The organism is Variovorax sp. MPBD4-3 (genome assembly GCF_058809745.1).
This window is the reverse complement of record NZ_JBXASW010000007.1, coordinates 136,195-160,068: the sequence shown is the minus strand read 5'-3', so window position 1 is coordinate 160,068 and position 23,874 is coordinate 136,195. Positions and strand designations below refer to the sequence as shown.

Below are 23,874 nucleotides of genomic sequence, written 5' to 3'. Positions count from 1 at the left end.
GGCCCGGGGCACCATTGACCCTCTTTCAGGAGGGCGCACCATGGCTGAGCGCACCGTTTTCCAATCCATCTCCCGCACGCACCTGATCAGCCTCGCTCCGCAGGCCAGTGTGCGCGACGCCGCCTGCGTGATGACGCGCGCCAACTGCGGCAGCGTGCTCGTCATGGAGCTGCCCGACGTCCTGGTGGGCATCCTGACCGAGCGCGACCTGATGACCCGCGTGCTGGCGCGGGGGCTCGACCCCGATCGCACGCCGGTGCGCGAAGTCATGACGCCCAACCCGATCTGCGTGCCGCCGGAGACGCCGGTGTCCGACGCGGTGGTGCTCATGCTGGAGAGGGGCTTTCGCCATCTGCCGCTGGTGGCGGGCAAGAAGGTCGTCGGCGTATTCTCGGTGCGCGATGCGCTGCCGCGCGAGATCGGCGCGGCCGTGAGCCTGACCGAGTTCCGCGAACAACTGAACGACGCGCTGGGCTGACAAGGAAACCAATGCCTCTTTCCACTCAAAAACCGCAGGTGCTGGTGCTCATGGGCGTCTCGGGCTGCGGCAAGACGACCGTGGCCGCCATCCTCGCGGGCCGCCTGTCCTGGCCCTTCGAGGAAGGCGATGCACTCCATCCGCCTGCGAACATCGCCAAGATGGAAGCGGGACATCCGCTCACCGACGAAGACCGCGCACCCTGGCTGCGCAAGGTCGCGGACTGGGTGGGCGAGCGCATCGACGCCGGCGAGCATGGGCTCATCACCTGCTCGGCGCTCAAGCGCTCCTACCGCGAGGTGATCAACCGGCGCGGCGCGGGCGTGGTGTTCGTCTACCTCCACGGCTCGCGCGAGACCATCGCCTCGCGCCTGATGGCCCGCCACGGCCACTTCATGCCGCCCAGCCTGCTCGACAGCCAGTTCGCCGACCTGGAAGAGCCCGCGGCGGACGAGCCGGCGATTCGCGTCGACATCGGCCCCGCGCCCTCCGCGCTGGCCCAGACCATCATCGAAACCCTGGGCCTGAAATAAATGGACGCTTCCACCGCGCTGAACGCGCACGACATCCAGGTGCTGGCCGTCGCGGCCATCGGCATCGCGCTGCTGGTCGTGCTGATCGTGTGGCTGAAGCTGCATGCCTTCCTGGCCCTGACCATCGGCGCGCTCTTCGTCGGCGTCGGTTCGGGCATTCCGCTGGACAAGGTGACGGCGTCCTATGAAAACGGCGTGGGCGGCGTGCTGGGATACGTGGGCGTGCTCATCGCGCTGGGCGCGATGCTGGGCAAGCTGCTGGCGGATTCCGGCGGCGCCGACAGGCTGGTCGAGACGCTGCTGCGAGGGCGCTCCGCCACGCTGCCCTGGAAGATGGCGCTGGTCGCCAGCATCATCGGCATACCGATGTTCTTCGAGATCGGGCTCGTGCTGCTGATTCCCGTGGTCATGCTCGCGGTGCACCGCTCCAAGGGCCCCGCCATGCGGCTCGGCATTCCGGCGCTGGCCGGCCTGTCGGTGCTGCACGGGTTCATTCCGCCGCATCCGGGGCCGCTCGCCGCCATCGCCATCCTGCATGCGAACGTCGGCGTGACCCTGGCACTCGGGCTGCTGATCGCCATTCCGACGGTGGCCGTGGCCGGGCCGCTCTTCGGCCTGCTGGCGGCCCGGCTGGTCCCGATCGGCGCGGCCGGCGCGGGGCTGGCGGTCACGGCCTCGGGGTCGGCTGGCAATGCAGTCGACCAGAAGCCGAGCGCAAGCCCGACCTTCGCCGGGACCCTGGTCACCCTGCTGTCTCCCCTGGTGCTGATGCTGCTGAAGGCGGCGGCCGACATCTGGCTGGACAAGTCGGCCCCGCTGCGGCCGGTGCTCGATTTCATCGGCGACCCCGTCTTCGCCTTGCTGGTGGCCGTGTTGCTGGCCATGGTGACCTTCGGCACCGCCGTGGGCTTCACGCTGCCCGTGCTGGCCAGGAAGATCGCCGACAGCCTGCTGCCGGTGGTGGGCGTCATGCTCATCGTGGGCGCTGGCGGCGGCTTCAAGCAGGCGCTCGTCGACGGCGGCACCGGCAATGCCATCGCCAAGATCGCGCTCGCGGCGGGCCTGTCGACGCTGGTGCTGGGCTGGATCGTGGCGGTGCTGATCCGCCTGGCGACAGGCTCCGCGACGGTGGCGACCGTCACCGCGGCGGGCATCATCGCGCCGCTGGCCGGCGGGCTGTCGACCAACCACCTGTCGCTCGTGGTGCTGGCCATCGGCGCCGGCTCGCTGTTCTTCTCCCATGTGAACGACGCGGGCTTCTGGCTGGTGAAGCAATACTTCGGCCTCACGGTGGGGCAGACGATCAAGACCTGGTCTGTGATGGAGACGGTGATCTCCGTGATGGGGCTGCTGCTGACGCTCGCGCTGTCGGCCGTTTTCTGAGGGCGGGCGCCCGACGGCTTGCGCCGGCCCGGCCGATCCCGTACGCTGGCCTGGCGTCCGTGCGCAGCACCCGAGCCCCTGCGGGCCGCCGGGTCGGCCTTCCGGATGCGAAGGAGTGCAGCCATGCCAAGCCGATCGAACGGCCTCGCGGCCGAAATGGGAGCGGTGCGAACACTGGCGCTCGTCGGCGCCGCCGCCGCCGGCAAGACCTCCCTCGCCGAGGCCCTGTTGTTCAAGGCGGGTGCCATCAAGGCCTGCGGCAGCGTCGAGCGCGGCAGCACCGTCAGCGACCATGACCCCCTGGAGCGCCGACTGCAGCACTCGCTCAATGCATCGGTGCTGCACCTCACGCATGCCGGCACGCGCATCCACTTCATCGACACGCCCGGCGGCCCCGACTTCCTCGGCCAGAGCCTGCCGGCGCTGGAGGCGGTCGAAACGGTGGCGGTGGTCATCAACGCCGCCACCGGCATCGAGCCGATGACGGTGCGCATGATGGCGTACGCGGCCTCGCGTCATCTCGCGCGCATGATCATCGTCAACAAGATCGACTCGCAGGGCATCTCGCTGGCGGGCCTGCTGGCCGATATCCAGGCCACTTTCGGCCGCGAATGCCTACCGCTGAACCTGCCCGACGGGGTCGGCAGGCAGGTGGTGGACTGCTTCTTCAACCGCTTCGGGCAGTCCGACTTCGGCCCCGTCGAGGCGGCACACCGCGCGCTGGTGGAGCAGGTGGTCGAGGTCGACGCGGCCTTCGTCGAGCGCTACCTCGAGGAGGGCGACGTGAATCCGGCCGAGCTGCACGCGCCGCTCGAGCAGGCGCTGCGCGAAGGCCACCTGATTCCGGTGTGCTTCGTCTCGTCGCGCAGCGGCGCCGGCGCGGCCGAACTGCTGGACGTGATCGTCAAGCTCCTGCCCGACCCGAGCGAGGCCAACCCGCCGGACTTCATTGTCGGCGAGGGCGCGCAGGCCAAGCCCATGCAGGCCAGGCCCGACCCGTCGCTGCACGTGCTGGCGCATGTGTTCAAGGTCACCATCGACCCCTACGTCGGCAAGATGGGCATCTTTCGCGTGCACCAGGGCACGCTCACGCGCGACAGCCAGCTCTACATCGGCGATGGCCGCAAGCCCTTCAAGGTGGGGCACCTGTTCATGCTGCAGGGCAAGGACCATGTCGAGGTGTCGCACGCGGTGCCGGGCGACATCGTGGCGGTGGCCAAGGTCGACGAGATCCACTTCGATGCCGTGCTGCACGATGCGGACGAGGACAGCCATGTGCATCTCGCGCCGCTGGCGTTTCCGGTGCCGGTGCACGGCTTGGCCGTGGAGCCCAATCGCCATGGCGACGAGCAGCGCGCCTGGGAGATCCTTGGCAAGCTCGCGGCCGAGGACCCCTGCCTGCGCATCGAGCACGTGATGGCGACCAACGAGACGGTGCTCTGCGGCCTGAGCGAGCTTCACCTGCGCATCCTGCTCGACCGCCTGCGCGAGGTGTACCGCTTCGAGGTGCAGACGCGGCCGCCGCGCATCGCCTACCGCGAGACCGTGACCGCGCCGGCCGAGGGCCATCACCGCCACAAGAAGCAGACCGGCGGCGCCGGCCAGTTCGGTGAAGTCTTCCTGCGCATCGAGCCGCTGGCGCGCGGCGGCGGCTTCGAGTTTGCAGACGAGGTTCGCGGCGGTGCGATTCCGGGGCATTTCATCCCCGCGGTCGAGAAAGGCGTGCGCGAGGTGCTGGCGTGCGGTGCGATCGCCGGCTATCCGGTGGTCGACGTGCGCGTGGTGGTGCACGACGGCAAGCACCACAGCGTCGACAGCAAGGACATCGCCTTCGCCACCGCCGGCCGCAAGGCCTTCATGGCGGCCATCCGCGAGGCACGGCCGGTGGTGCTCGAGCCGATCGTCGAGATCGAGATCGCCGTGCCGGAGCCGTCGGTCGGCGACGTCACCGGCGATCTTTCAACCCGCCGGGGCCTGGTCACCGGCACGTCGGCCGCAGGCGCGGGCACCGCGGTCGTTCGCGGCCAGGTGCCGATGGCCGAACTGGCCAGCTACCAGTCGCGCCTCAATGCGATGACCAGCGGGCAGGGGCGCTACACCATCGCGCTGTCGCACTACGAGACGGTGCCACCGGCGACGCAGCAGATGCTGATGGGGCAGTACCGGGTGCATGAGGACGATTGAGGCACCGCGCCTGTTGTCATCGGGGAAGCGATTGCGCAATCAGCCGGTCGTACGTTTCGGCGCTAACGAATCCCAGTTCGACGGCCGCTTCACGCGGCGAGATGCCGCGCTCCACGGCCGTGCGCGTGATGCGGGCCACCTTGTCATACCCCAGTACCGGATTCAGCGCGGTCACCGTCAGCAGCGCATTGCCCAGGTTGGACGCCAGGCGCTCGCGGTCGACGTCCAGCCCGGCCACCAGCTTGGTCGCGAAGACCCGCGTGCTGTCCGCCATCACGCGAATGGACTGGAGCAGGTTGTGGATCAGCACCGGCTTGGCCACGTTGAGTTCGAAGTTGCCAGAGGCGCCGGCCATCGTCACCGTTACGTGGTTGCCGATGACCTGCATGGCAGCCTGGGCCAGCACTTCCGCGATGGTCGGGTTGCGCTTGCCGGGCATGATCGACGAGGTCAGGCCGTCGTCCGGCACCACCAGTTCGCCGAGGCCGCAGCGCGGCCCCGATCCCATCCAGCGGATGTCGTTGGCCATCTTTATGAGCGAGGTGGCGACCACGTTCAGCGCCCCCGACAGTTCCACCAGCGCGTCGTGCGCGGACATGCCCTCGAACTTACATGGATGCGGCATGAACGGCATGCCGGTGAGCTTGCCTAGCTCCTCGCAGAACATCAGGTCGAAGCGTTCCGGCGCATTGAGCCCGGTGCCCGCCGCGGTGCCGCCCTGCGCGAGCACCAGCAGCCGTGGCAGCGCATCCTGCAGCCGTGCGATGCCGTTGCCCGCCTGCCATGCGAAGGCGTCGAAGGCCTGACCCATGGTCATCGGCACGGCGTCCATCAGGTGGGTGCGCGCCACCTTGACGGCGTCGGCGAAGGCACGGGCGCGTTCGTCGAGGGCGGCCTTCAACGCTGTGAGCGACGGCAACAGGCGCCCGGTCAGCTCCATGGCGGCGGCGATGTGCATCACCGTGGGAAAGCTGTCGTTGGACGACTGCGAGGCGTTTACGTGGTCGTTGGGATGCACCGGCGACTTGGTGCCCAGCGGCTGGCCGAGCAATTCGTTGGCACGGTTCGCGATGACCTCGTTGGCGTTCATGTTCGTCTGCGTGCCCGAACCGGTCTGCCACACCGTGAGCGGGAAATGGCCGTCGAACATTCCGCGCGACAGCTCCTCGGCCGCGACCACGATCTGTTCGGCCAGCACGGGGTCGAGCGCGCCGCAGCGCACATTGGCCCGCGCCGCCGCGATCTTCTGCAGCCCGAAGGCATGCAGCAGGCAGGGCGCAAACCGCTCGGTGCCGACGTCGAACACGCCTGCGGCGCGTTGCGTTTGCGCACCCCAGTACTTGCCGGCCGGGATTTCCACCGGGCCGAAGGCGTCGTGCTCGATGCGCATGGCGGTCATCGCATCAGTCCAGCGAGATGTTGGTCTTGGCGGCCACGGCCTTCCAGCGCGCCACCTCGGCCTCGGTGTGCCTGCCGAGCGCGGCGCCGGTGTATTGCTCCGGCGGCAGCATCTGTATGGCCTGCTCTGCCAGCTTGTCGGTGAAGGCCTTGTCGCCCATCACCTTCATGTAGGCCTGCTGCACCTTGTCGAGCACCGGCTGGGGCGTGCCCTTTGGCGCGTAGATGCCGTACCACGTCGAGGCCTCGAAGCCGGGCAGCACCGTCTCGGCGAGCGTCGGCACGTCCTTCAGCTGCGGCAGCCGCACCTTCGAGGTCACGGCCAGCGCGCGAACCTTCGCTTCCTTGATCTGCGGCAGCGCCGTGTTGGTCTGGTCGAAGATGCCGTCGACCTGGCCGCCGATCACGTCGATCAGCGCCGGCCCCGCGCCCTTGTACGGCACCTGCGAGATCCTGATGCCGGCCGAGGCCGCGAACAGCGCCGCGATGAGGTGCGAGCTGGAGCCGACGCCGGCATTGCTGATGAAGAGCTTGTCGGGGTTGGCCTTGCCGAAGTCGACCAGCGCCTTGATGTCCTTGGCCGGGTGTTCCTTGCGCACCATCAGCACCAGCGGCGTATCGGGAAAGCGGAACACGGGTGCGAAGTCCTTCACCGGGTCGTAGGCGAGCTTCTTGTAGAGGGCGGGCGCCGCGCCCATGTAGCCCATGTGCCCGACCAGCATCGTGTAGCCGTCGGCTACCGCGCGCGATGCCTTGGCCGCGCCCACCGTGCCGCCGGCGCCGGGTGCGTTGTCGATGACGATCGGCTGGCCCAGCTCGCGCGCCACCCGTTCGGCCATGGCGCGCGCCAGCGCGTCGGTGGGCCCGCCGGCCGCGAACGGCACGATCCACGTGACCGGCTTGGCGGGCCAGGCCTGCGCCACGGCGCCATATGCCGCCGTGGCGAGCGCCGTGCCCAAAAGGGCGCGGGCGGCGAATTTCCTGATGTCGATCATCTTGCTTGTCTCCTCGGTTGGTTTTTTCAGATCGGGTTGGTCCTGGACGCGGAGATGCCGCTGGGGTGCGGGTTGGCATCGCGTGCGTCGTCGCGCAGCAGGTTGCCGTCGGCCAGGGCTGCGTCGGCCGCTGCGGCATCGGGATAGCGTTCGGGGTAAAGGTGACGCTCGGCTGTCTGCGCGTCGAAGGTGCCGGACCACTTGGCCACCACCACCGTGGCCACGCTGTTGCCGATGGTGTTGCAGGTGGCGATGGCCATCGACAGGAAGCGGTACACGCCGAAGATCACGGCCAGCCCTTCGACCGGCAGCATGCCGGTGGAAGTGACGGTCGCCGCGAACACCACGAACGAGCCGCCAGAGACGGTTGCGGCGCCCTTCGAGGTCAGCAGCATCAGCAGCAGGATGCCGATCTGGTGGTCGAGCGTGAGCGGAACGCCGTAGGCGTGCGAGATGAACATCACGCCCATGGCCATGAACAGCGAAGTGCCGTCCAGGTTGAAGGCATAGCCGGTCGGCAGCACCAGGCCCACCGTCTGCTTGGCGCAGCCCAGGCGCTCCAGCTTGATGAGCAGGCGGGGCAGGGCGCTTTCCGAAGAGGCGGTGCCCAGCACGATCAGGATCTCGTCCTTGATGAAGCGCAGGAAGCGCCACAGGCTGAAGCCGGCCAGCCTGGCGATCAGCCCCATCACCACCGCGATGAAGAGGAATACCACGGCATAGAAGCTCAGCACCAGCTGCGCGAGCGCCACCAGCACGGCAGTGCCGTTGCTGCCCACCGAATAGGCCACCGCGCCGAAAGTGCCGATGGGCGCGAGCTTCATCACTAGGTTGATGAACGAGAACAGCACTTCGGAGATGTTGTCCAGGCCCTCGTTGATGCGCGCGCGGCGTGCATCCGGAATCGCCAGGATGCCGATGCCCACCATCACCGCCAGTACCACCACCTGCAGCAGTTCGCCCTTGGCAAAGGCGCCGACGAAGTTGTCCGGCACGATGTGCGCCATGAACTCCAGGAAGCCCTGCGGCGCCGCCGCCTTGGCCGCGGCCGGTGCCGCCGCGCCGCCCGCGACGGTGGCCATGCCCTTGCCGATGCCGAGCAGGTTGCCCGCGAACAGGCCCACCACCAGCGCAACCGTCGACACCAGCTCGAAATAAAGAATGGCGCGCCAGCCCACCCGCCCGGCACTCTTCACGTCGCCCGCCGAGGCGATGCCGTGCACGATGGTGAGAAACACGAGCGGCGCGACGCCGGCCTTGATGAGCGACAAAAACATGTCGCCCAGCAGCTTGAGCTGCGACGCGAACTTGGGGAAAACGAAACCGACGGCGATGCCCAGCACCAGCGACAGCAGCACCTGCATGCCGAGCTTGCGATACCAGGGCAGCGGCTTGGGCGCCTGCGTGGTGGTCATGAAGTTTCTCCGCGCCGAGGTTCAGTGCGCCACTTCGGCGGACAGCGCGAGCGCGCGGTCCACCATCTGCGGTGCCAGGCCCAGGTAGTTGGCCGGGTCGGTCAGGCGGTCGATGGCGGCGCGGTCGAAGTGCTTCGTGACTTCTGGCAGCGCGGCGAGCGTCTCGGCCAGCGTGCCGCCTTTTTCATTGACGGTGCGGCAGGCGTCGTAGACCACGTCGTGCGCCTGCTGGCGGCCGATGTGAGGCGCCATGCCCATCATCACGGCCTCGGCCACGATCAGGCCGCGGCTGATGCCCAGGTTGTGCTTCATGCGCGCCTCGTCAACGATCAGCCCGCCCAGTGCGAACTTGGCCTGGTGCAGCGCACCGGAGGTGAGGATGAAGCTTTCGGGAATCGCGATCCACTCGGCATGCCACGGGCCGGTGGCGCGCTCGAAGTCCTGCACCATCGCGTCGACCATCAGCCCTGCGTGCTGCCGCACCGCCTTGGAGGCGGCCAGCATCAACTCGCTGGAGATCGGATTGCGCTTCTGCGGCATCGTGCTCGACGCGCCGCGCCCCTTCACGAAGGGCTCGTACACCTCGGCGAACTCCGTCGACGCCATGATCATGATGTCCAGCGCGATCTTGCCCAGCGAGCCCGTAATCAGCGCCAGCAGGTTCACCGCCTCCGCGAAGCCGTCGCGCGCCACGTGCCAGGTGGTGGCGGGAACGCCGAGCTTCAGTTCCTCGGCCATGGCCTTCTGCACTTCGAAGCCCTTGTCGCCCAGCGAGGCCAGCGTGCCCGCCGCGCCCGCGAACTCGACCACGGCCACGCGCGGGCGCAGCTCCGCAACGCGTTGCTGGTGCCGGTCGAACATGGCGAGCCAGATCGCGACCTTGTAGCCGAAGGTCACGGGCAGCGCCTGCTGCAGGTGGGTGCGGCCGGCCATCGGCGTGTCGCGGTGCTTCTTCGCAAGTTCGGCCAGGATGCCGCGCAGCTCGCGGATGTCCGCGTCGATGCTGTCGAGCGCATCGCGCACCTGCAGTGCCACCGCGGTGTCCATGATGTCCTGCGTGGTCGCGCCCCAGTGCACGTAGCGGCCCGCTTCGCCGCACATGGCGACCAGCTGGTGCACCAGCGGCAGGATCGGGTAGCCGACGATGTCCGTCTCTTCGCGCATGTGGTCGAAGTCGATGCGCTCGATCTTCGATTCGCGCGCAATCACCTCGGCCGCCTCGGCCGGGATCACGCCGACGCGCGCCTCGGCCTTGGCCAGCGCGACTTCGGCGTCGATGTAGCGCTGGACCAGGGCGCCGTCGGAGAACAGGTGCCGCATCTTCTGCGTGCCGAACGCGTCGCGGAACAGGATGGAGTCGACGACGGTGCTGGCCATCGGGATCGAGGTGCGGGTGGAGTTCATTGGAGTCGTTGGATATGGAACTGGCGAACATCGATATGTTCGGACATATTGAACTTTAATATGTACGGACATATCCGGCGAATCGGGGTTTACCCTTGGTGCCATGAATGCGATCCTTGAGGGCAACATGACCTCGCCAACCAAGCCTCATCACAGCGACATTTCGCGCCACCTGACCGACGCCATCACGAGCGGTCACTTCGCCCTCGGGTCGCTGCTTCCCACGGAGCTCGAGCTCTGCAATCACTACAAGACCAGCCGGCACACCGTGCGCGCCGCGCTGGCCGAACTCCAGCGCCTGGGCCTGGTGTCGCGCCGCAAGAACGTGGGCACGCGCGTCGAGGCCGCCAAGCCGCGCGACACCTTTCGCCCGACGCTCGAGTCGGTGGACGACTTGGTGCACTTCGGCACCGAGCACTTGCGGCAGGTGCAATCGATCGAGGAGGTGGCCGTTGCCGGCGCGGTGGCCGAGGACCTGGGGTGCGCGCCCGGCGCGCGCTGGCTGCGAATCTCCAGCCTGCGGCTTGACGGCGGCAGCGAGAGCGGCCCCATCGGGTGGACCGATGTGTACGTCGACCCGGCCTATTCGGAAATCGGCGAGATCGTGCGCGAGTCGCCCGAAACCTTGATCAGCTCACTCATCGGCACCCGCTATGACCGCCAGATCGCCGAGATTCACCAGGACGTGCGCGCCTGCACCGTGAAGGACGCCGCAATGGCGAAGGCCCTGCTCGTGGAGCAGGGCGCTGCCGCACTGAAGATCGTGCGGCAGTACCTGGATGCCGATGGGCAGGCCTTCGAGGTGTCCATTTCGGTTCATCCGGCGGACAGGTTCTCTGTTTCGATGCGGTTGACGAGGTCGGCGCCGTAGCGGGGGATAAGTCAACTTTCACGCGCACTTCACGTGGAATGCGTACAGAGCACCTGGTACGGCAGAGATGATGCGAGCCGTTTTCATACATCCAATTGGAGAGGGAAGAAGCTCATGGCAAATCGAAAGCCCGGGATCTTGGTGCTGCTGTGTCTGGCAAGCGGGTTGCTCGCTACAAATGCGCGTGCCGATGACAGCGCCGCACCCGCGGTGCACTGGATCAGCGGCTCCTCCGTGAACCTTAGGGCGCAAGCCTCGGTTGCCGCGGATGTCATTGCCCGCATGGCCTTGAATACGCGTGTCGAACTTATCGGACGCGTCGAACAGTCGCCCTATTGCGAGGTGAGCGTTACGCTGGCGGAAGGCAAGGTGGTGCGCGGGTTCACTGCTTGCGAGTACTTGTCGCACCATCCGATCAACGTAACCCGAATCGCCTCGCGGTGGCGGGATGATGGCTCGCCGAATCCGGACCATGACTCTGCAAAGGCATTCGGCATCGCACCGGCCTTTGAAACGCTGATGGCACACGTCAACTTTCTGCACAGTACGAAGTTGACGGATGAAGAGCGAGCCCATCCTCCGAGCGGCGTTTACAAGGAGCCGCAGTTGGAACGCATGAAGGAGCACTTGGCGAAGGGGACCTACGGCCCTCCACCCGACCCATTCACCGACTGGGCGAACCTCAAGCGCGACGTGGCTGCGGCGATGCGCAGATCCACCGGGCCGAATGCGCCAAATCTTGCAATCGACCGAAAGTCCGTGGCTGCTCGCATGGGTGGGATCTGGGGTATCGAGTTTGCGGAAGAGCGCCCCGAAGTGATGCTCAACTTTGTGAACACGATCGAGCTGCCTCCCGGGCGCCCGTCGCTGTTCAGGGACCAGACCGATATCGCGCCTCCGAAGGAAAGCACTAGCGCGTTGAGCGGTCGCTTTCATGTCATTCATACTTGGCGCACCCGCCAACGCGCCCGGACAGACGGTGTGTACGAAGGCGTTTGGGATATCAGAAGTGCAACCGCTTCACTGGTGCACCCGGTGTTTACCACCACGCTCCATCGTGATGGGCGCGTCAGCAGCGCGCGCAGCTTTGTGCCGCAGACCGTGCCGCTGTACTCCGAATCCGTCGATGGGCCGATGTGCGAAGGCTATGAAAACGGCTTCGCCTTCGGTGATGCGGACACCGAGATATGGCGCTACAACTATCCCGATCTGAGTAAGGAGGTTCTCCAGAGCTCGCCGAAAAGATCGCCAGATAGTCTCCTGTGGTTTCACCTTCGGAAGGCGCCACCAGAAGCAATGGCGAAGATGTCTGTTACCCAACAGATACTCGATCGGAAGGCCACGGGCTTCACCAAGGCCAAGACCATGCAGTTCGATCTGGACCATGACGGCGAGCCCGATCTTGTCGTTTGGGAAGGCATCGGGCATGGGCCCGGTCACCTAGGCCCGCGAACAGAGACCGACGACGCATGGTTGCGCGTGTTTTTCGTCAACATCTCCGGTCGCTGGAAGGTGCTTGGATCAGATCAGTTCAGCTATGGCTGCGGCTGTTAGAGAGAAGGAATGTCAAAAAGGCTCTAAAGAGCAATGCCCGAAACTCACTCGATACACGAAAAAAATGCGTAGTGGCCTGCCTATCGCATATCGCTCCGAAGAAAGTAGCCGGATAAAAGCGCGAGCAGCGAATTCATTTGATCTGGGCTGTCGGAGCAATCCGCAACTATTCGAACTTCGCCCCACTTGCTGACGGCATAAGCCGCAGAAGCGGAGAGCTCCATGTGCGACGGTAACGTCAGTTCGCGACTTCTGAAGAAAATCCAGCAGCCTTCGGCCTCGACGTAGTCGGGAGACAGCATATCGGCCTCGCTGGTGTCGAGCATGGCCTTCGCTTGCACGGCAGCGAGCGCTCGTGCGTCCGATAGATTGATTTCTCTCGGAGGCGGTGCAGCAGTCGAAGTCTGTCTGCTCATTGACGGTCTACTGCTTTGTCTGGCGTTCCTGTCTGAACCCACTGCTCGCGCCAGGCAGGAGCCTCGAAAGGATCTGCAAAGTACTGGGTCTCGCGCGCGACCTTCCCATCCCGGAATTCCATGATGCTCACCGTGAAGGCGCTCTTGCCTTCGTAATCGATCGCATATTCGGTTACCCAGAGATTTCCCTCCCCGACGATCCGCCGGACAACGAACCCCGATGGCTTGCCTGGGTGATGGCTTCGAAGCGCCTGCAGGTTCTGTCGCCCGTGGATGACCTCGCCCGACTGCGGGTAGATGCACACGGCGTCGTCGTGATAGATCTCGTGCTCAGCGACCTGGTCGCCCGCAGCGGATGCAGCCCAGTGTCGATCGATAGCCGCTCGAACCGTCTGTTCTTCCATCATGGATCTCCATTCGGGTTGGCCTGGTTCCTACCAGACACGCCACCACGGCTTGCTCCGGGCATCTTTCGCCACTGGTGCTTCCTCAAGCAGCATCTGGCCGTCCGCGCCATAGAGCTCCGACTCTTCTCCCTGCACCTTGGCCGAAACGGCCTGGGCGAGTCGCCACATCTTGCGCCGGATTTCCTCGTCGGGGTTCCTCGCGACGATGTTGCCTTGGTGATGCCAGATCCAGGCCATGTTCCCGTCGACGCCATGCTGGGAGTATTGGAGCCATACGGCCATGCTCTGGTCATTGACGCGAAGCACGTCGCCTTCGGTGGTTGTTGCTTCGGCGTATCCTTCGAGCCGCATTTCCTTGTCGGCATGAACGAGGTCGATCCACTCCTGCAGGGAGATCTCAGGCCCGTCTTCGCTGAACCAGTCTTCGCGGCGCGTGATGTAGATGTTGTAGCTCATGTCAAAGCGCATGCTCCCGCAGAAACCGATCGAGCTGGTGGCTGTTCGACAACCCCAGCTTCGCGAACACATGCGCCCGGTGCGTCTCCACCGTGCGCTGCTCCAGCGGGGCGAGTTCCAGCGCGATCTGCTTGTTGGGCTTGCCTTCGGCCACGAGGCGGGCCACCTGCATCTCGCGCGGCGTGAGCTTGTCCCACAGCGCCTGCGCTGCTTGCCGTGCCTGCCGGCGCACGGCGTTCTCGCCGGCCTGCCGCAGCGCGCGGGCGATGTTGTCGAGCAGTTGTTCGTCGCTGCAGGGTTTCTCCAGCCAGCCGAAGGCGCCGTTCTGCACGGCCTCCACCGCCATGGGGATGTCGCCGTGGCCGGACAGGAAGATCACCACCAGCGGGCTTTCCTGTGCACGCAGCGCGTCGAACACCTGCAGGCCGCTCATGCCTTCCATGCGCAGGTCCAGGATGGCGCAGCCCGCGCGCTGAAGGTCGGCGCCTTCGAGGAAAGCCTCGCCGGAGGCGAAGGTCTGCACCGCATAGCCGCGCGACAGCAGCAGCAGGCCCAGCGAGCGGCGCACGGCCTCGTCGTCGTCCACGATGCACAGGTTGTTGGCAAGAGCGTTCATGGCGGTGAGATTTCCAGCGCAAGGGTAAAGACTGTGCCACCGCCGGGCCGGTCGGCAAAGGAGAGGCGGCCCCGGTGGGCTTCGACGATGGTGCGGCAGATGTTGAGCCCCAGGCCCAGGCCGCCGGCCTTGGTGGTGAAGAAGGGCGCGAACACCTGTTCGGCCAGGCTGGCATCGATGCCCGGGCCGTGGTCGGCAATGCGGATGCGCATGCGCCCGTCGAGCACCTCGGCGTCGATTTCCACCACGCGTTGGTCCTGCGGCGTGGCCTGCATGGCCTGCAGGCTGTTGGAGAGCAGGTTGAGCAGCACCTGCTCGAGCAGCACGCGGTCGCCGCGCACCGGGGGCAGCGTGGCGGGCACGCGCACTTCGGCGCGCACCTGGCGTTGGCGCATCTCGCCCTGCAGCAGCGCGAGCACGTTGGTCACCAGCGCCGCCACGGCGCAGTCTTCGGTGCCGACGGTGCGCTGGCGCACGAAGCCGCGGATGCGCCGCACGATCTCGGCGCTGCGCTGGGCCTGCGCCATGGTCTCGTCGAGGCTGCTCACCAGCAGCGCCTGGTTGCCCTGCTCGGCAAAGGCCTTGGCCGCGCTCGCGAAGTTGCTCAGCGCCATCAGCGGCTGGTTGAGCTCGTGGGCCAGGGTGGATGCCATTTCGCCGAGGCTGGCAAGGCGCTGGGCGTGCTGCAGCTGCTCGTCGTTCTGGCGCTGGCGCAGCTCGGCGCGCTTCTGCTCGGTGATGTCGACCACGGAGCTCATCCACCCGCTGTGCCGGCCGTCGGCGTCGATCAGCGGCGCGGTGTAGACCATGGTGATCACCTCGCGCCCGTCGCGGTGCCGCAGGCGCGACTCGAAGCCCGAGCGCGCCGGCTGGCCGCTCATCATGGCGTCGTAGTGGTGCCAGTGCCGGGGCACGTCGTCGGGGTGCCAGTACGGGTAGGGCGGCAGCCGGCCGAGCAGCTCGTCGGCACCATAGCCCGTCATCTCGCAGAAGGCCGGATTGACGTAGGTGATTCGGCCTTCGAGGTCGCGCGCGCGCATGCCGACCAGCAGCGAGTCTTCCATTGCCTTGCGGAAGGCGTGGGCTTCGTCCAGTGCGTGGGTGCGTTCGCGCACGCGCAGCTCCAGGTCGCGGCGCGCGTCGCGCTGCTCTGCGAAGCGGCGTTCGCGCAGCTGCCAGTACAGGCCGCCGAGCAGCAGCACGCCCGCGACCAGCAGGCCCAGCATCCAGGTGCGTTCGCGCGCGCGGTCGACTTCGGCGTGGTCGGCCATCACCGTCAGCGTCCAGCCGAGGTCGGGCAGAGGCTCGTCGACCGCGAGAAAGCGGCGTGTCTTGCCGCCGATGCTGGTGCGCACCAGGTAGCCGGGCTGGTCGCCGCCGCGCTCGAGCTGCCACGGCAGCAGCGGGAAATCGGTGCGCGCGCCGTACTGCTGGTCGCGCCGAATGCCTTCCACGTCGGTGGGCGACAAGGTGCGCGTGGCCCGGTACATCCACGTCGGCACCGAGCTCAGGAACACGATCCCGCGCGCGTCGGTCAGCAGGATCGGGTCGCGCACGAAGGTCCAGGCCTCCTGCAGCTGGCGCAGGCTGACCTTGACAGTCACCACGCCCAGCACCGCGCCGCCGTCCGGGCGCACCGGTGCCGAGATGAACAGGCCGGGTTCGCCGGTCGTCTGGCCGAGGCCGTAGAACAGGCCGCTGCGGCCGGCGCGCGCATCGCGGAAGTAGGGCCGGTTGGCATAGGACTCGCCGACGAAGCTCTGCGGCGTGTTCCAGTTGCTCGCGGCCAGCGTGAGGCCTTGCAGATCGCTCAGGTACAGCGCGTCGGAGCCCGCCTGGCGGTTCACTTCCTCGATGTAGAGATTGGCGCGCTGCTTCACGGCGGCGTCCTGCGGGTGGGCGAGCGCGGCCAGCACTTCGGGGTGCAGGCCGGTGGTGAAGGGCAGGTAGCTGTATTTGCCGGCGGAGTCGCGCAGGCCGAGCACATGCACTTCCATGGCGCGGCGGATCGAGTCGGCCTGGAAGTTCGCCTCGCGCACGGCGGCCCATTGGCCGGCCAGGCCGATCAGCAGCAGCGCGAGCGCGCAGGCGGCCGTCCATGCGGCCACGCTGCGGTAGCGCAGACGCGGGCGAGGCGGGGGCGCGGACGGTTCTGGCGGTTCGGGCGTGGTGGGCGGCATGGAGAAAAACGGCGCCGGCCGGCGCGGCGACCGGAATTTTGCCCTGATCGGCACGGGAGGCAGGATCCTGCCGCCGGCCGCCGTTACCGCCCTGTCGTCATGAGGCGGCGGCACTGAGCGGCTGCCGCTGCGGCGTGCCGCGCTCCAGCTGCCCGGCCAGCGCCCGCCAGCGCACCCGCGCGGCCACCACGCTCTCTTCCTTCACATGCCCGAAGCCGCGGATCTGCTCCGGCAGCCGCGCCAGCGCGAGCGCGCTGTCGAAGTCGATGCGGTCGAAGCGCTCCAGCAGGTCCTCGACCATGGCCCGGTAGTCCTCGATCAGCTGGCGCTCCATGCGCCGCTCGGCCGTGCGGCCGAACACGTCGAACGCCGTGCCACGCAGTCCGCGCAGCTTCGCGAGCACGCGGAACGCGCGCATCATCCATGGGCCGAAACTGCTCTTCACCGCGCGGCCTTCGGCATCGCGGCGGCCGAGCACCGGCGGCGCAAGGTTGAAGCGCAGCACGGGCTTGCCTTCGAACTGCTCGTTGAGCTTTTCCATGAAGCGCGGATCGGTGTAGAGCCGCGCGACCTCGTACTCGTCCTTGTAGGCCATGAGCTTGAACAGCCCCGAGGCCACGGCCTTCGCCAGCACGGTGCCGCCGCGCTCGCGCTGTTCGAGCACGCGCACGCGCTCGACCAGTTCCGCATAGCGCTGCGCATAGGCGGCGTTCTGGTACGACGCGAGAAAGGCGGTGCGGTCCTTCACCAGCGCCTCGAAGCTCTGCGGCCGCTGCAACGCCACGACCTTTTGCGGCGAGGCCTCGCGCGTCACCGCCGCGAGGTCGAGCGCCGCCTTGCGGCCCCAGCGGAATGCCGCCTGGTTCGCCTTCACGGCCACGCCGTTGATCTCGATGGCCTTGTCCAGCGCCTGCGCCGACAGCGGCACGAAGCCCTTCTGGAACGCGAAGCCCAGCAGGAACAGGTTGGCCGTGATGGCATCGCCCATGAGCCGCGTCGCCAGTTGCGTCGCGTCGATGAAGTCGGCGCGGCCTTCCACCGACTCCTCGATGAGTGCGCGCACCTGCGCGGCCGGAAACTGCCAGTCGGGCTGCTGCGCGAAGTGCCCGGTCGGCTGCTCGAAGGTGTTGACCAGCGCATAGGTGCGCCCCGGCCGCATGCGCGCGATGGCGTCGGGCGCGCCGGCCGTGAGCATGTCGCAACCCAGGATCAGGTCGGCTTCGCCGGTGGGGATGCGCTGCGCCTTCAGTTGCGCCGTGTCGCGCGCGATGCGCACGTGCGAGGTCACCGAGCCGTTCTTCTGCGACATGCCCGTCATGTCGAGCACGCTCACGCCTTTGCCCTCGAGGTGCGCCGCCATGCCGATCAGCGCGCCGATGGTGATGACGCCCGTGCCGCCGATGCCGGTGATCAGGATGTTGTGCATGCCGTCTAGCGCGGCCTGCTTCGGCTCTGGCAGCGGTGCTTCCTCGGCCGCGGCCTTCGCGGCCACGGGCGCCTGCTTGCGCGGCTTCACGCCTTCCACGGTCACGAAGCTCGGGCAGAAGCCCTTGATGCAGGATTCGTCGGCGTTGCAGGCGCTCTGGTCCACACTGCGCTTGAGGCCCAGGTCGGTCTGCTTCGGCAGCAGCGCCGTGCAGTTCGACTGCTCGCCGCAGTCGCCGCAGCCTTCGCATACCGCGTCGTTGATGAACACGCGGCGCGCGGCCTGCGGGAACTCGCCCTTCTTGCGCCGGCGGCGCTTCTCGGCCGCGCAGACCTGGTCGTAGATGAGCACCGACACGCCCTCGAACTCGCGCAGCTCGCGCTGCACCGTGTCCATCTGGTCGCGGTGGTGCACGGTGAGCACGAAGCCATCGCGCTCTGGCGGCAGCATGCTGCGATCGGCCCAGCGCGTCGGGTCCTCGGCCACCAGCGCGAGGCGCTTCACGCCCTCGGCCGCCATCTGGTGCGCGATGCGCGGCACGGTGATCGGGCCGTCGACCGGCTGGCCGCCCGTCATGGCCACCGCGTCGTTGTAGAGGATCTTGTAGGTGATGTTCACGCCCGCCGCCACGGCCGCGCGGATGGCGAGCGAACCCGAGTGGTAGTAGGTGCCGTCGCCCAGGTTCGCGAACACGTGCCTGCGCTTCGAGAACCATGCCTGCCCCAGCCAGGGCGCGCCTTCGCCGCCCATGTGCGTGGTGGTCTTGTTGTGCTCGGGGTAGATGGCGGTGGCCATCACATGGCAGCCGATGCCCGCGAGCGCGAGGCTGCCTTCGGGCACCTTGGTCGATGTGTTGTGCGGGCAGCCCGAGCAGTACCAGGCCGGTCGCGAAGGCGTGGCCACGGCCTTGCCGAGCACCACGTCCTTCGCGTCGAGGATGGCCAGCCGCATGCGGATGCGGTCGCTGGTGTGGAAGCGCGCCACGCGAGCGGCAACGACGCGCGCGATCTGCGCCACCGAGAAGTCGGCCGTGGCCGGCAGCAGCCACTTGCCGCGTGGATGCGCGCCCCATTCGCCCTGTTCGTCGAACTTGCCGATCACGCGCGGGCGCACGTCCTCGCGCCAGTTGTAGAGATGCTCCTTGAGCTGGTATTCGACGATCTGGCGCTTTTCCTCCACCACCAGGATCTCTTCGAGCCCGTCGGCAAACTCGCGGATCGAATCGGGCTCCAGCGGCCAGGGCATCGACACCTTGAAGAGGCGAATGCCGATGCGCGCGGCTTCGTCCGCGTCGATGCCCAGCTCTTCCAGCGCCTCCAGCACGTCGCGGTACGACTTGCCGGAGGCCACGATGCCCAGGCGTGCCTTGGGTGAATCGATGGTCACGCGGTTCAGCCGGTTCTCGCGCGCATAGGCGATGGCGGCGTAGATCTTGTAGTCCTGCATCAGCGCTTCCTGCTTGCGCGCCTGCACGCCGAGCGTGTCGGTCGACAGGCGCGCATGCACGCCGCCTGGCGGAAAGACGAAGTCCGAGGGCAGCCGCGTGTGCACGTCGAGCGCACCGGCGGCGATGGAGCCCGACGACTCGACCGTGTCCGCCAGCGCCTTGAAGCCGACCGGCAGGCCGGCGAAGCGCGACATCGCAAAGCCGTGCAGGCCGAGTTCGATGTACTCCTCCACGCTCTGCGGATAGAGCATCGGGATCATCGAGGCCGCGAACAGGTGGTCGCTCTGGTTGGGCAGCGTGGAGGAAGAAGCGCCGTGGTCGTCGCCCGCCACCAGCAGGACGCCGCCGTTGGGCGAGGTGCCCGCGTGGCTCATGTGCTTGAACACGTCGCCGCAGCGGTCGACGCCGGGCGCCTTGCCGTACCACATGGCGAAGACGCCATCGACCGCGGCCTCGCCGGTCAGGTGCACCTGCTGCGTGCCCGAGACGGCGGTGGCGGCCAGCTCCTCGTTCACGCCGGGCAGGAACTTCACGGCGTTGGCTTCCAGTTGCGGCTGTGCCTTCCAGAGCGCCTCGTCCAGGCCGCCGAGCGGCGAGCCGCGGTAGCCCGAGACGAAGCCCGCGGTGTTCAGTCCCGCCTTCCGGTCGCGCCATTTCTGCACGAGCATGAGGCGCACCAGTGCCTGGATGCCGCTGAGGTAGATCCGGCCTTCGGTGGCCGTGTATTTGTCGTCCAGCGCAACGCTGGCCAGTTCGTGGGATGCCATGACAGAAAAAGACTCCGGGTAGGACTCGTGGAATGCGGGCATGGCCCCGGTAGGGTGCCGGCCTGCGAAACGCCCCGCCGGGGTAGGCGGCGAGGCAGCAACGATTCTTCCGCCGCGCGCGCGGAAAGTGCTTCTTCGTTTTTGCCGGCTGGCAGGGTTTGCAGAAGATCTGTCTTTTTCTGCGGCATCCGGCCGAAAGGATTTCGTCGGCGCTCCGGCGCCGCGCCGGCCGCACAAGCCGGCCGCACAATGGCGGCCCCGCAGAACGACGAGAACCCGATGAGACCCGACCTCGATTCGCTGGCGCTTTTCCTGCGCGCCATTGAGCACGGCAGCCTGTCGAAGGCCGCCGCCGAGAGCCACATGGTGCTGTCGGCCGCGAGCCGCCGCCTGGCCATCCTCGAGGGGCACCTGGGCGTGGCGCTGCTGAACCGCACGTCGAAGGGCGTGACGCCTACCGGCGCCGGCGAGTCGCTGGCCATGCATGCGCGCCAGATCCTGCGCGACGTCGACCGCATGCGCGCCGACCTGTCCGACTACGCGCAGGGCGCCACCGGCCGCGTGCGCCTGCATGCCAATGCCTCGGCCATGGGCCAGTTCCTGCCCGACGACGTGGCGAGCTTCCGCGTGCGCTACCCCGAGATCCGCGTGAGCGTGGAGGAGCACCGCAGCGTCTACATCGTGCAGGCCATCCGCGACCGGCAGGCCGACGTGGGCGTCATCACCAGCGAGGCGGCCGACCCCGCGCTCAACTTCATTCCCTACCGCACCGACCGGCTGGTGGCCATCGTGCGGCAGAAGCATCCGTGGCGCGGGCGCGAGGTGTCCTTCGAGGAGCTGCTCGACTTCGATTTCGTCGGGCTGGAGGACGACTCGGCCATCTCCCGCACGATGGAAGACGCCGCCATGAGCGCGCGCAAGGTGCTGCGACTGCGTGTGCGGGTGAAGAGCTTCGAGGCCGTGTGCCGGATGATCGAGGCGGGCATGGGCGTGGGCATCCTGCCCGAGGGCGCCGCCGTGGCCTATCGCAAGGAGATGAAGCTGCGCTTCATCAATCTCAGCGACGCATGGGCCTCGCGCCGCATGTACCTTTGCACGCGGCAGGAGGCGCTGACGTTTCCGCAGCGCCGCCTGGTCGATCACCTGCTGGCGCGCGGCATTCCCTAGCGCATGGCGGTCAGCCCGGCGGCTGCCGGCGCTTCGCGAGCCAGTTCCACCCGGCGCCCGCGGCCATCAGCACGCAGGTGCCGAGGAACACGGCGCGCATGCCCACGTGCCCGCCCACGAAGCCGCCGAGCAGCGGCCCCGCGACCTGGCCGGTGTACTGCGCCGAGGTCGAGTACCCGAGCATGTTGCCGGCCACGCGCTCGGGCACGTTGTGGCGGATCACGCTCGCGATGCACGGCAGCAGCCCGCCGAGCGACAGCCCCATCAGGAAGCGCAGCACCACCAACTGCCAGCCCGAGGTGACGAAGGCCTGCGGCACCAGCAGCACCGCCGACACCGCGAGGCAGCCGACGATCACGTTCCAATGGCCCACCCGGTCGGCCAGCTTGCCGAGGCGCGAGGCCGAGAGGATGCTGCCCAGCGCGGCCGCGGACATCACGAGGCCGGCGACCATCGTCACGCGGTTCGGGTCCTCGACCAGCGTGGCCACGTACACCGTGATGATCGGCTCGATCGACATGTTCGCCAGCATCAGCAGCATGCCGGTGAAGAGCATCGCGACCAGCGGCCGCTTGTCGGGCACCGCGGCCCAGCCGGCTTCGGCCGCGCCGCGCTGCTTCGACGCGGCGGGAGTTCTCTTTTCCTCGCGGATCAGGAAGGCGGTGGCCAGGAAAGCCACGAAGATCATCGCGCCCGCCGCGAAGAAGGTCGCGCGGATGCCGATCAGCGGCGGCAGCACGCCGCCCACCAGCGGGCCCACGAGGTTGCCCGCCATGATGGCCGACGACATGGTGCCCAGCGCCCAGCCGGTGCGCGCCTTGGGCGTCTGCGTGGCCACGAGCACCATCGAGCCCGAGGCATAGCCGCCGAGCAGACCGGCCAGCAGCCGCAGGCCGACGAGCTGCCACACGTTGCCCGCGATGCCGATGAGCGCCATCGCCACCGACATGCCCAGGCTCGCGCGGATCAGCATCGGCTTGCGGCCATAGCGGTCGGCCAGCCGGCCCCACAGCGGCGCCACCAGCGCGGCGCTGAAGAAGGTCGCGCCGTAGGCCGCGCCCGACCATTGCACGATGGCCGCATGGTCCTTCACGCCCAGCTGCTCGACGTACAGCGGCAGGAACGGCAGCAGCAGCGTCATCGCGATGATGGTGGTGAAGGAGCCGAACATGCACACGGCGAGGTTGCGCTGCCAGTGGGTGTCGGTGGCGGTGTCCGCTGCTTCTGTTGCGGCGGCGTCCGGGGTCGTCGGATTCGTCATGGGCGGGCCCATTGTGTGACGGCGCGGGCGATGGCGCGCCTGCCGATTGGCGGCGGGGCCCATCGCCGTGCGGGAAGGGCGCGCAGCGGCGGCCTGCTCAGGTCAAAGCGGCCGGACCTGCCATGCCGAGTCAGGCCCGAACAGTGCCTGGCACTTGGGGCATTCCTCGGAGAAGAACGGAATCGTCGCCTTGCACGATGGGATCGACGTAGGCATCGACGGACTTGCGCCGCTTCTCGAGCCAGTCCGGCTGGTTCTGGCGCCAGACGGTGAACGCCTCCGCCAGCAACATGCGCAACACGGCCGGCGACAGGCCCGTGAAGAGCAGGTGCAGCTCGCCGACGTGCGTGACCAGCGAGATGAAGGTCTGGGCGCTCGGCTGCGTGGTCGAGCTGGTGACCTCCTTGTTGGTGGAGCCGCCGGACAGCAGGCCACCGAACAGGCCGAAGTCCGGGTAGGTGTGCCCCGTCGTCGTGATCGCGTGATTGCCGAGCGAGAGTTCGGCCAGCTCGAAGTAGGGCACCGCCACGGGCTCCCGGCCTTCCACTGCCACGGCCACGCAGGTCGTGCCGAAGGCCAGCGCGACGTTCTCGTCTCTGAAGAAGGCATAGCCTGCCGCGCTCACGACCGTGCATTTCGGCAGCGTGGGCGTGTTCGGCAGCGGCGCGAAATCGAAATCGAGGCGCAGGGGTGACGTCATGGCGGCTGTGGCCGGGGATTTTCAGCGGGTCTTGACTTGCGAGCGCACGAACTCGAACACCGAAGTCTTCTCGCTCGCCGTCACCTCGAGGCGGATCACGTCGTCGGGCCGGGGGTTCGGGTCGCAGCAGTTCTTCAAGACCAGGTCGCCCGTCACCATCTGCAGCGGCTCCACCGTGTTCAGCTGCAGGATCGAGTTGGCCGACTGCTCCTGGCTCTCCGCGTTGTATTCGATCTGCCGGATGCCCAGCACCGTGGCGCCGCCCACGGCCGCGCCGGCCAGCATGCCGGCCACGGGGTCGTAGACGCGCACCGTGTTCGTGCCGGCGAAGCTCGTGATGCCGTGGCGGCCGACCACCGAGCCTGAGTAGTTCTGGCGGTAGGTCTGGCGCGAGGCACCATAGGCCGCCGCGCCGGCGGCCAGTCCGCCGATGATGGCCAGCGCCACCTGCTTGGCCTGTTTCTCCGACTGGATCTCGGCAATGCGCTCGCTGTAGGTGTAGATCTGCACCGGCGCCCCGCGGAAATAGGCCTTGACGTTGTCGGTGCTGAAGTTCACGGGCGCGGCCGTGTTGTTCGCGTAACCCAGCGTGAAAGTCGGCTGGGTCGGGCCCTGCATCTTGAAGCGCGAGTAGACGAAGAGCTCGCGCGATTCGTCCTTCTCGGTCAGCGTACCCACCCCGTCGGTGTACTTGATTGTCTGCGCGGTGTCCTGGCTGGGGCGCGGTGTGTAGGTGATGTTGGCCGTGGCGCAGCCGCTGACGAACACCGAGATGGCAACGACGCAGCAGAGGGTACGCATGGAAGAGCCGCTGCG

The 23,874-nt window shown here is 67.6% G+C and carries 20 protein-coding genes; 7 read left to right on the top strand and 13 right to left on the bottom strand.

Features of this window, described 5'->3' with window-relative positions; all coding sequences use genetic code 11:
- Positions 1-40 precede the first annotated feature (40 nt).
- The 4 genes from AC1RVW_RS06620 (at position 41) to fusA (ending at position 4,578) form a co-directional block, all read left to right on the top strand.
- The gene (locus AC1RVW_RS06620) at positions 41-478 is read left to right on the top strand and encodes a CBS domain-containing protein (RefSeq protein WP_493198809.1); all 438 of its coding nucleotides are present in this window, start codon (positions 41-43) and stop codon (positions 476-478) included.
- Positions 479-489: 11 nt separating this feature from the next.
- Positions 490-1,011: a gluconokinase gene (locus tag AC1RVW_RS06615; RefSeq protein WP_493198807.1), complete on the top strand. Its 522-nt coding sequence runs from the start codon at positions 490-492 to the stop codon at positions 1,009-1,011.
- Positions 1,012-2,394: a GntT/GntP/DsdX family permease gene (locus tag AC1RVW_RS06610; protein ID WP_493198805.1), complete on the top strand. Its 1,383-nt coding sequence runs from the start codon at positions 1,012-1,014 to the stop codon at positions 2,392-2,394.
- A gap of 123 nt (positions 2,395-2,517) precedes the next feature.
- Positions 2,518-4,578, top strand: a complete 2,061-nt coding sequence (gene fusA / locus AC1RVW_RS06605; RefSeq protein WP_493198803.1) for an elongation factor G — start codon at positions 2,518-2,520, stop codon at positions 4,576-4,578.
- A gap of 16 nt (positions 4,579-4,594) precedes the next feature.
- On the opposite strand, the gene AC1RVW_RS06600 is transcribed toward fusA, so the two are convergent.
- From AC1RVW_RS06600 to AC1RVW_RS06585, 4 genes are read right to left on the bottom strand one after another with little or no spacing between them, the layout of a single operon-like run.
- A complete protein-coding gene (locus tag AC1RVW_RS06600) occupies positions 4,595-5,977 on the bottom strand; it encodes a class II fumarate hydratase (RefSeq protein ID WP_493198802.1) in 1,383 nt (460 codons plus the stop codon).
- Positions 5,978-5,981: 4 nt separating this feature from the next.
- Positions 5,982-6,971: a tripartite tricarboxylate transporter substrate binding protein BugD gene (locus tag AC1RVW_RS06595; RefSeq protein ID WP_493198800.1), complete on the bottom strand. Its 990-nt coding sequence runs from the start codon at positions 6,969-6,971 to the stop codon at positions 5,982-5,984.
- Positions 6,972-6,997: 26 nt separating this feature from the next.
- Positions 6,998-8,386 (bottom strand): cation:dicarboxylate symporter family transporter, encoded by a 1,389-nt coding sequence (locus AC1RVW_RS06590; protein WP_493198798.1) that lies wholly within the window; start codon positions 8,384-8,386, stop codon positions 6,998-7,000.
- Between the two features lie 21 nt (positions 8,387-8,407).
- Entirely contained in the window at positions 8,408-9,790 is a 1,383-nt protein-coding gene (locus AC1RVW_RS06585) for a class-II fumarase/aspartase family protein (protein WP_493198796.1), read from the bottom strand.
- Positions 9,791-9,917: 127 nt separating this feature from the next.
- Between AC1RVW_RS06585 and AC1RVW_RS06580 the strand changes: the two genes are divergently transcribed.
- Together AC1RVW_RS06580 and AC1RVW_RS06575 are read left to right on the top strand one after the other, a co-directional pair.
- Positions 9,918-10,661, top strand: coding sequence for a GntR family transcriptional regulator (locus AC1RVW_RS06580; RefSeq protein WP_493198794.1), 744 nt, complete (start codon positions 9,918-9,920; stop codon positions 10,659-10,661).
- 114 nt (positions 10,662-10,775) lie between these two features.
- On the top strand, positions 10,776-12,215 hold the full coding sequence (locus AC1RVW_RS06575) for an SH3 domain-containing protein (RefSeq protein WP_493198793.1): 1,440 nt from the start codon (positions 10,776-10,778) through the stop codon (positions 12,213-12,215).
- Positions 12,216-12,295: 80 nt separating this feature from the next.
- On the opposite strand, the gene AC1RVW_RS06570 is transcribed toward AC1RVW_RS06575, so the two are convergent.
- The 6 genes from AC1RVW_RS06570 to AC1RVW_RS06545 all read right to left on the bottom strand — a co-directional run bounded on the left by AC1RVW_RS06570 (position 12,296) and on the right by AC1RVW_RS06545 (position 19,930).
- Entirely contained in the window at positions 12,296-12,541 is a 246-nt protein-coding gene (locus tag AC1RVW_RS06570; protein WP_493198791.1) for a hypothetical protein, read from the bottom strand.
- An 86-nt stretch (positions 12,542-12,627) separates the two neighbouring features.
- Positions 12,628-13,035 carry a nuclear transport factor 2 family protein gene (locus tag AC1RVW_RS06565; RefSeq protein WP_493198826.1) on the bottom strand — a complete coding sequence of 136 codons (408 nt, stop codon included), beginning with the start codon at positions 13,033-13,035 and terminating at the stop codon, positions 12,628-12,630.
- 30 nt (positions 13,036-13,065) lie between these two features.
- Positions 13,066-13,494, bottom strand: a complete 429-nt coding sequence (locus tag AC1RVW_RS06560; protein ID WP_493198789.1) for a hypothetical protein — start codon at positions 13,492-13,494, stop codon at positions 13,066-13,068.
- Position 13,495: 1 nt separating this feature from the next.
- Positions 13,496-14,110, bottom strand: coding sequence for a response regulator transcription factor (locus tag AC1RVW_RS06555; RefSeq protein WP_081268913.1), 615 nt, complete (start codon positions 14,108-14,110; stop codon positions 13,496-13,498).
- The gene (locus tag AC1RVW_RS06550) at positions 14,107-16,290 is read right to left on the bottom strand and encodes a sensor histidine kinase (RefSeq protein WP_493198786.1); all 2,184 of its coding nucleotides are present in this window, start codon (positions 16,288-16,290) and stop codon (positions 14,107-14,109) included. Before AC1RVW_RS06550 ends, AC1RVW_RS06555 begins: the two co-directional genes overlap by 4 nt.
- A gap of 97 nt (positions 16,291-16,387) precedes the next feature.
- On the bottom strand, positions 16,388-19,930 hold the full coding sequence (locus tag AC1RVW_RS06545; protein WP_493198784.1) for an indolepyruvate ferredoxin oxidoreductase family protein: 3,543 nt from the start codon (positions 19,928-19,930) through the stop codon (positions 16,388-16,390).
- 279 nt (positions 19,931-20,209) lie between these two features.
- Here AC1RVW_RS06545 and AC1RVW_RS06540 point away from each other — a divergent pair, with 279 nt between their 5' ends.
- Positions 20,210-21,097 carry a LysR family transcriptional regulator gene (locus tag AC1RVW_RS06540; protein ID WP_493198782.1) on the top strand — a complete coding sequence of 296 codons (888 nt, stop codon included), beginning with the start codon at positions 20,210-20,212 and terminating at the stop codon, positions 21,095-21,097.
- 10 nt (positions 21,098-21,107) lie between these two features.
- Here AC1RVW_RS06540 and AC1RVW_RS06535 read toward each other — a convergent pair whose 3' ends face one another.
- The 3 genes from AC1RVW_RS06535 to AC1RVW_RS06525 all read right to left on the bottom strand — a co-directional run bounded on the left by AC1RVW_RS06535 (position 21,108) and on the right by AC1RVW_RS06525 (position 23,859).
- Positions 21,108-22,358: an MFS transporter gene (locus AC1RVW_RS06535; protein ID WP_493198780.1), complete on the bottom strand. Its 1,251-nt coding sequence runs from the start codon at positions 22,356-22,358 to the stop codon at positions 21,108-21,110.
- Between the two features lie 130 nt (positions 22,359-22,488).
- A complete protein-coding gene (locus AC1RVW_RS06530; RefSeq protein WP_493198779.1) occupies positions 22,489-23,058 on the bottom strand; it encodes a hypothetical protein in 570 nt (189 codons plus the stop codon).
- Between the two features lie 21 nt (positions 23,059-23,079).
- On the bottom strand, positions 23,080-23,859 hold the full coding sequence (locus AC1RVW_RS06525; RefSeq protein ID WP_106938165.1) for a hypothetical protein: 780 nt from the start codon (positions 23,857-23,859) through the stop codon (positions 23,080-23,082).
- Positions 23,860-23,874: the final 15 nt, after the last annotated feature.

Bases quoted from the DNA above. Each gene is read 5' to 3' on its own strand.
- AC1RVW_RS06620 (WP_493198809.1), top strand. From the start codon at position 41: ATGGCTGAGCGCACCGTTTTCCAATCCATCTCCCGCACGCACCTGATC.
- AC1RVW_RS06615 (WP_493198807.1), top strand. From the start codon at position 490: ATGCCTCTTTCCACTCAAAAACCGCAGGTGCTGGTGCTCATGGGCGTC.
- AC1RVW_RS06610 (WP_493198805.1), top strand. From the start codon at position 1,012: ATGGACGCTTCCACCGCGCTGAACGCGCACGACATCCAGGTGCTGGCC.
- fusA (WP_493198803.1), top strand. From the start codon at position 2,518: ATGCCAAGCCGATCGAACGGCCTCGCGGCCGAAATGGGAGCGGTGCGA.
- AC1RVW_RS06600 (WP_493198802.1), bottom strand. From the start codon at position 5,977: ATGACCGCCATGCGCATCGAGCACGACGCCTTCGGCCCGGTGGAAATC.
- AC1RVW_RS06595 (WP_493198800.1), bottom strand. From the start codon at position 6,971: ATGATCGACATCAGGAAATTCGCCGCCCGCGCCCTTTTGGGCACGGCG.
- AC1RVW_RS06590 (WP_493198798.1), bottom strand. From the start codon at position 8,386: ATGACCACCACGCAGGCGCCCAAGCCGCTGCCCTGGTATCGCAAGCTC.
- AC1RVW_RS06585 (WP_493198796.1), bottom strand. From the start codon at position 9,790: ATGAACTCCACCCGCACCTCGATCCCGATGGCCAGCACCGTCGTCGAC.
- AC1RVW_RS06580 (WP_493198794.1), top strand. From the start codon at position 9,918: ATGACCTCGCCAACCAAGCCTCATCACAGCGACATTTCGCGCCACCTG.
- AC1RVW_RS06575 (WP_493198793.1), top strand. From the start codon at position 10,776: ATGGCAAATCGAAAGCCCGGGATCTTGGTGCTGCTGTGTCTGGCAAGC.
- AC1RVW_RS06570 (WP_493198791.1), bottom strand. From the start codon at position 12,541: ATGCTCGACACCAGCGAGGCCGATATGCTGTCTCCCGACTACGTCGAG.
- AC1RVW_RS06565 (WP_493198826.1), bottom strand. From the start codon at position 13,035: ATGGAAGAACAGACGGTTCGAGCGGCTATCGATCGACACTGGGCTGCA.
- AC1RVW_RS06560 (WP_493198789.1), bottom strand. From the start codon at position 13,494: ATGAGCTACAACATCTACATCACGCGCCGCGAAGACTGGTTCAGCGAA.
- AC1RVW_RS06555 (WP_081268913.1), bottom strand. From the start codon at position 14,110: ATGAACGCTCTTGCCAACAACCTGTGCATCGTGGACGACGACGAGGCC.
- AC1RVW_RS06550 (WP_493198786.1), bottom strand. From the start codon at position 16,290: ATGCCGCCCACCACGCCCGAACCGCCAGAACCGTCCGCGCCCCCGCCT.
- AC1RVW_RS06545 (WP_493198784.1), bottom strand. From the start codon at position 19,930: ATGGCATCCCACGAACTGGCCAGCGTTGCGCTGGACGACAAATACACG.
- AC1RVW_RS06540 (WP_493198782.1), top strand. From the start codon at position 20,210: ATGAGACCCGACCTCGATTCGCTGGCGCTTTTCCTGCGCGCCATTGAG.
- AC1RVW_RS06535 (WP_493198780.1), bottom strand. From the start codon at position 22,358: ATGACGAATCCGACGACCCCGGACGCCGCCGCAACAGAAGCAGCGGAC.
- AC1RVW_RS06530 (WP_493198779.1), bottom strand. From the start codon at position 23,058: ATGACGTCACCCCTGCGCCTCGATTTCGATTTCGCGCCGCTGCCGAAC.
- AC1RVW_RS06525 (WP_106938165.1), bottom strand. From the start codon at position 23,859: ATGCGTACCCTCTGCTGCGTCGTTGCCATCTCGGTGTTCGTCAGCGGC.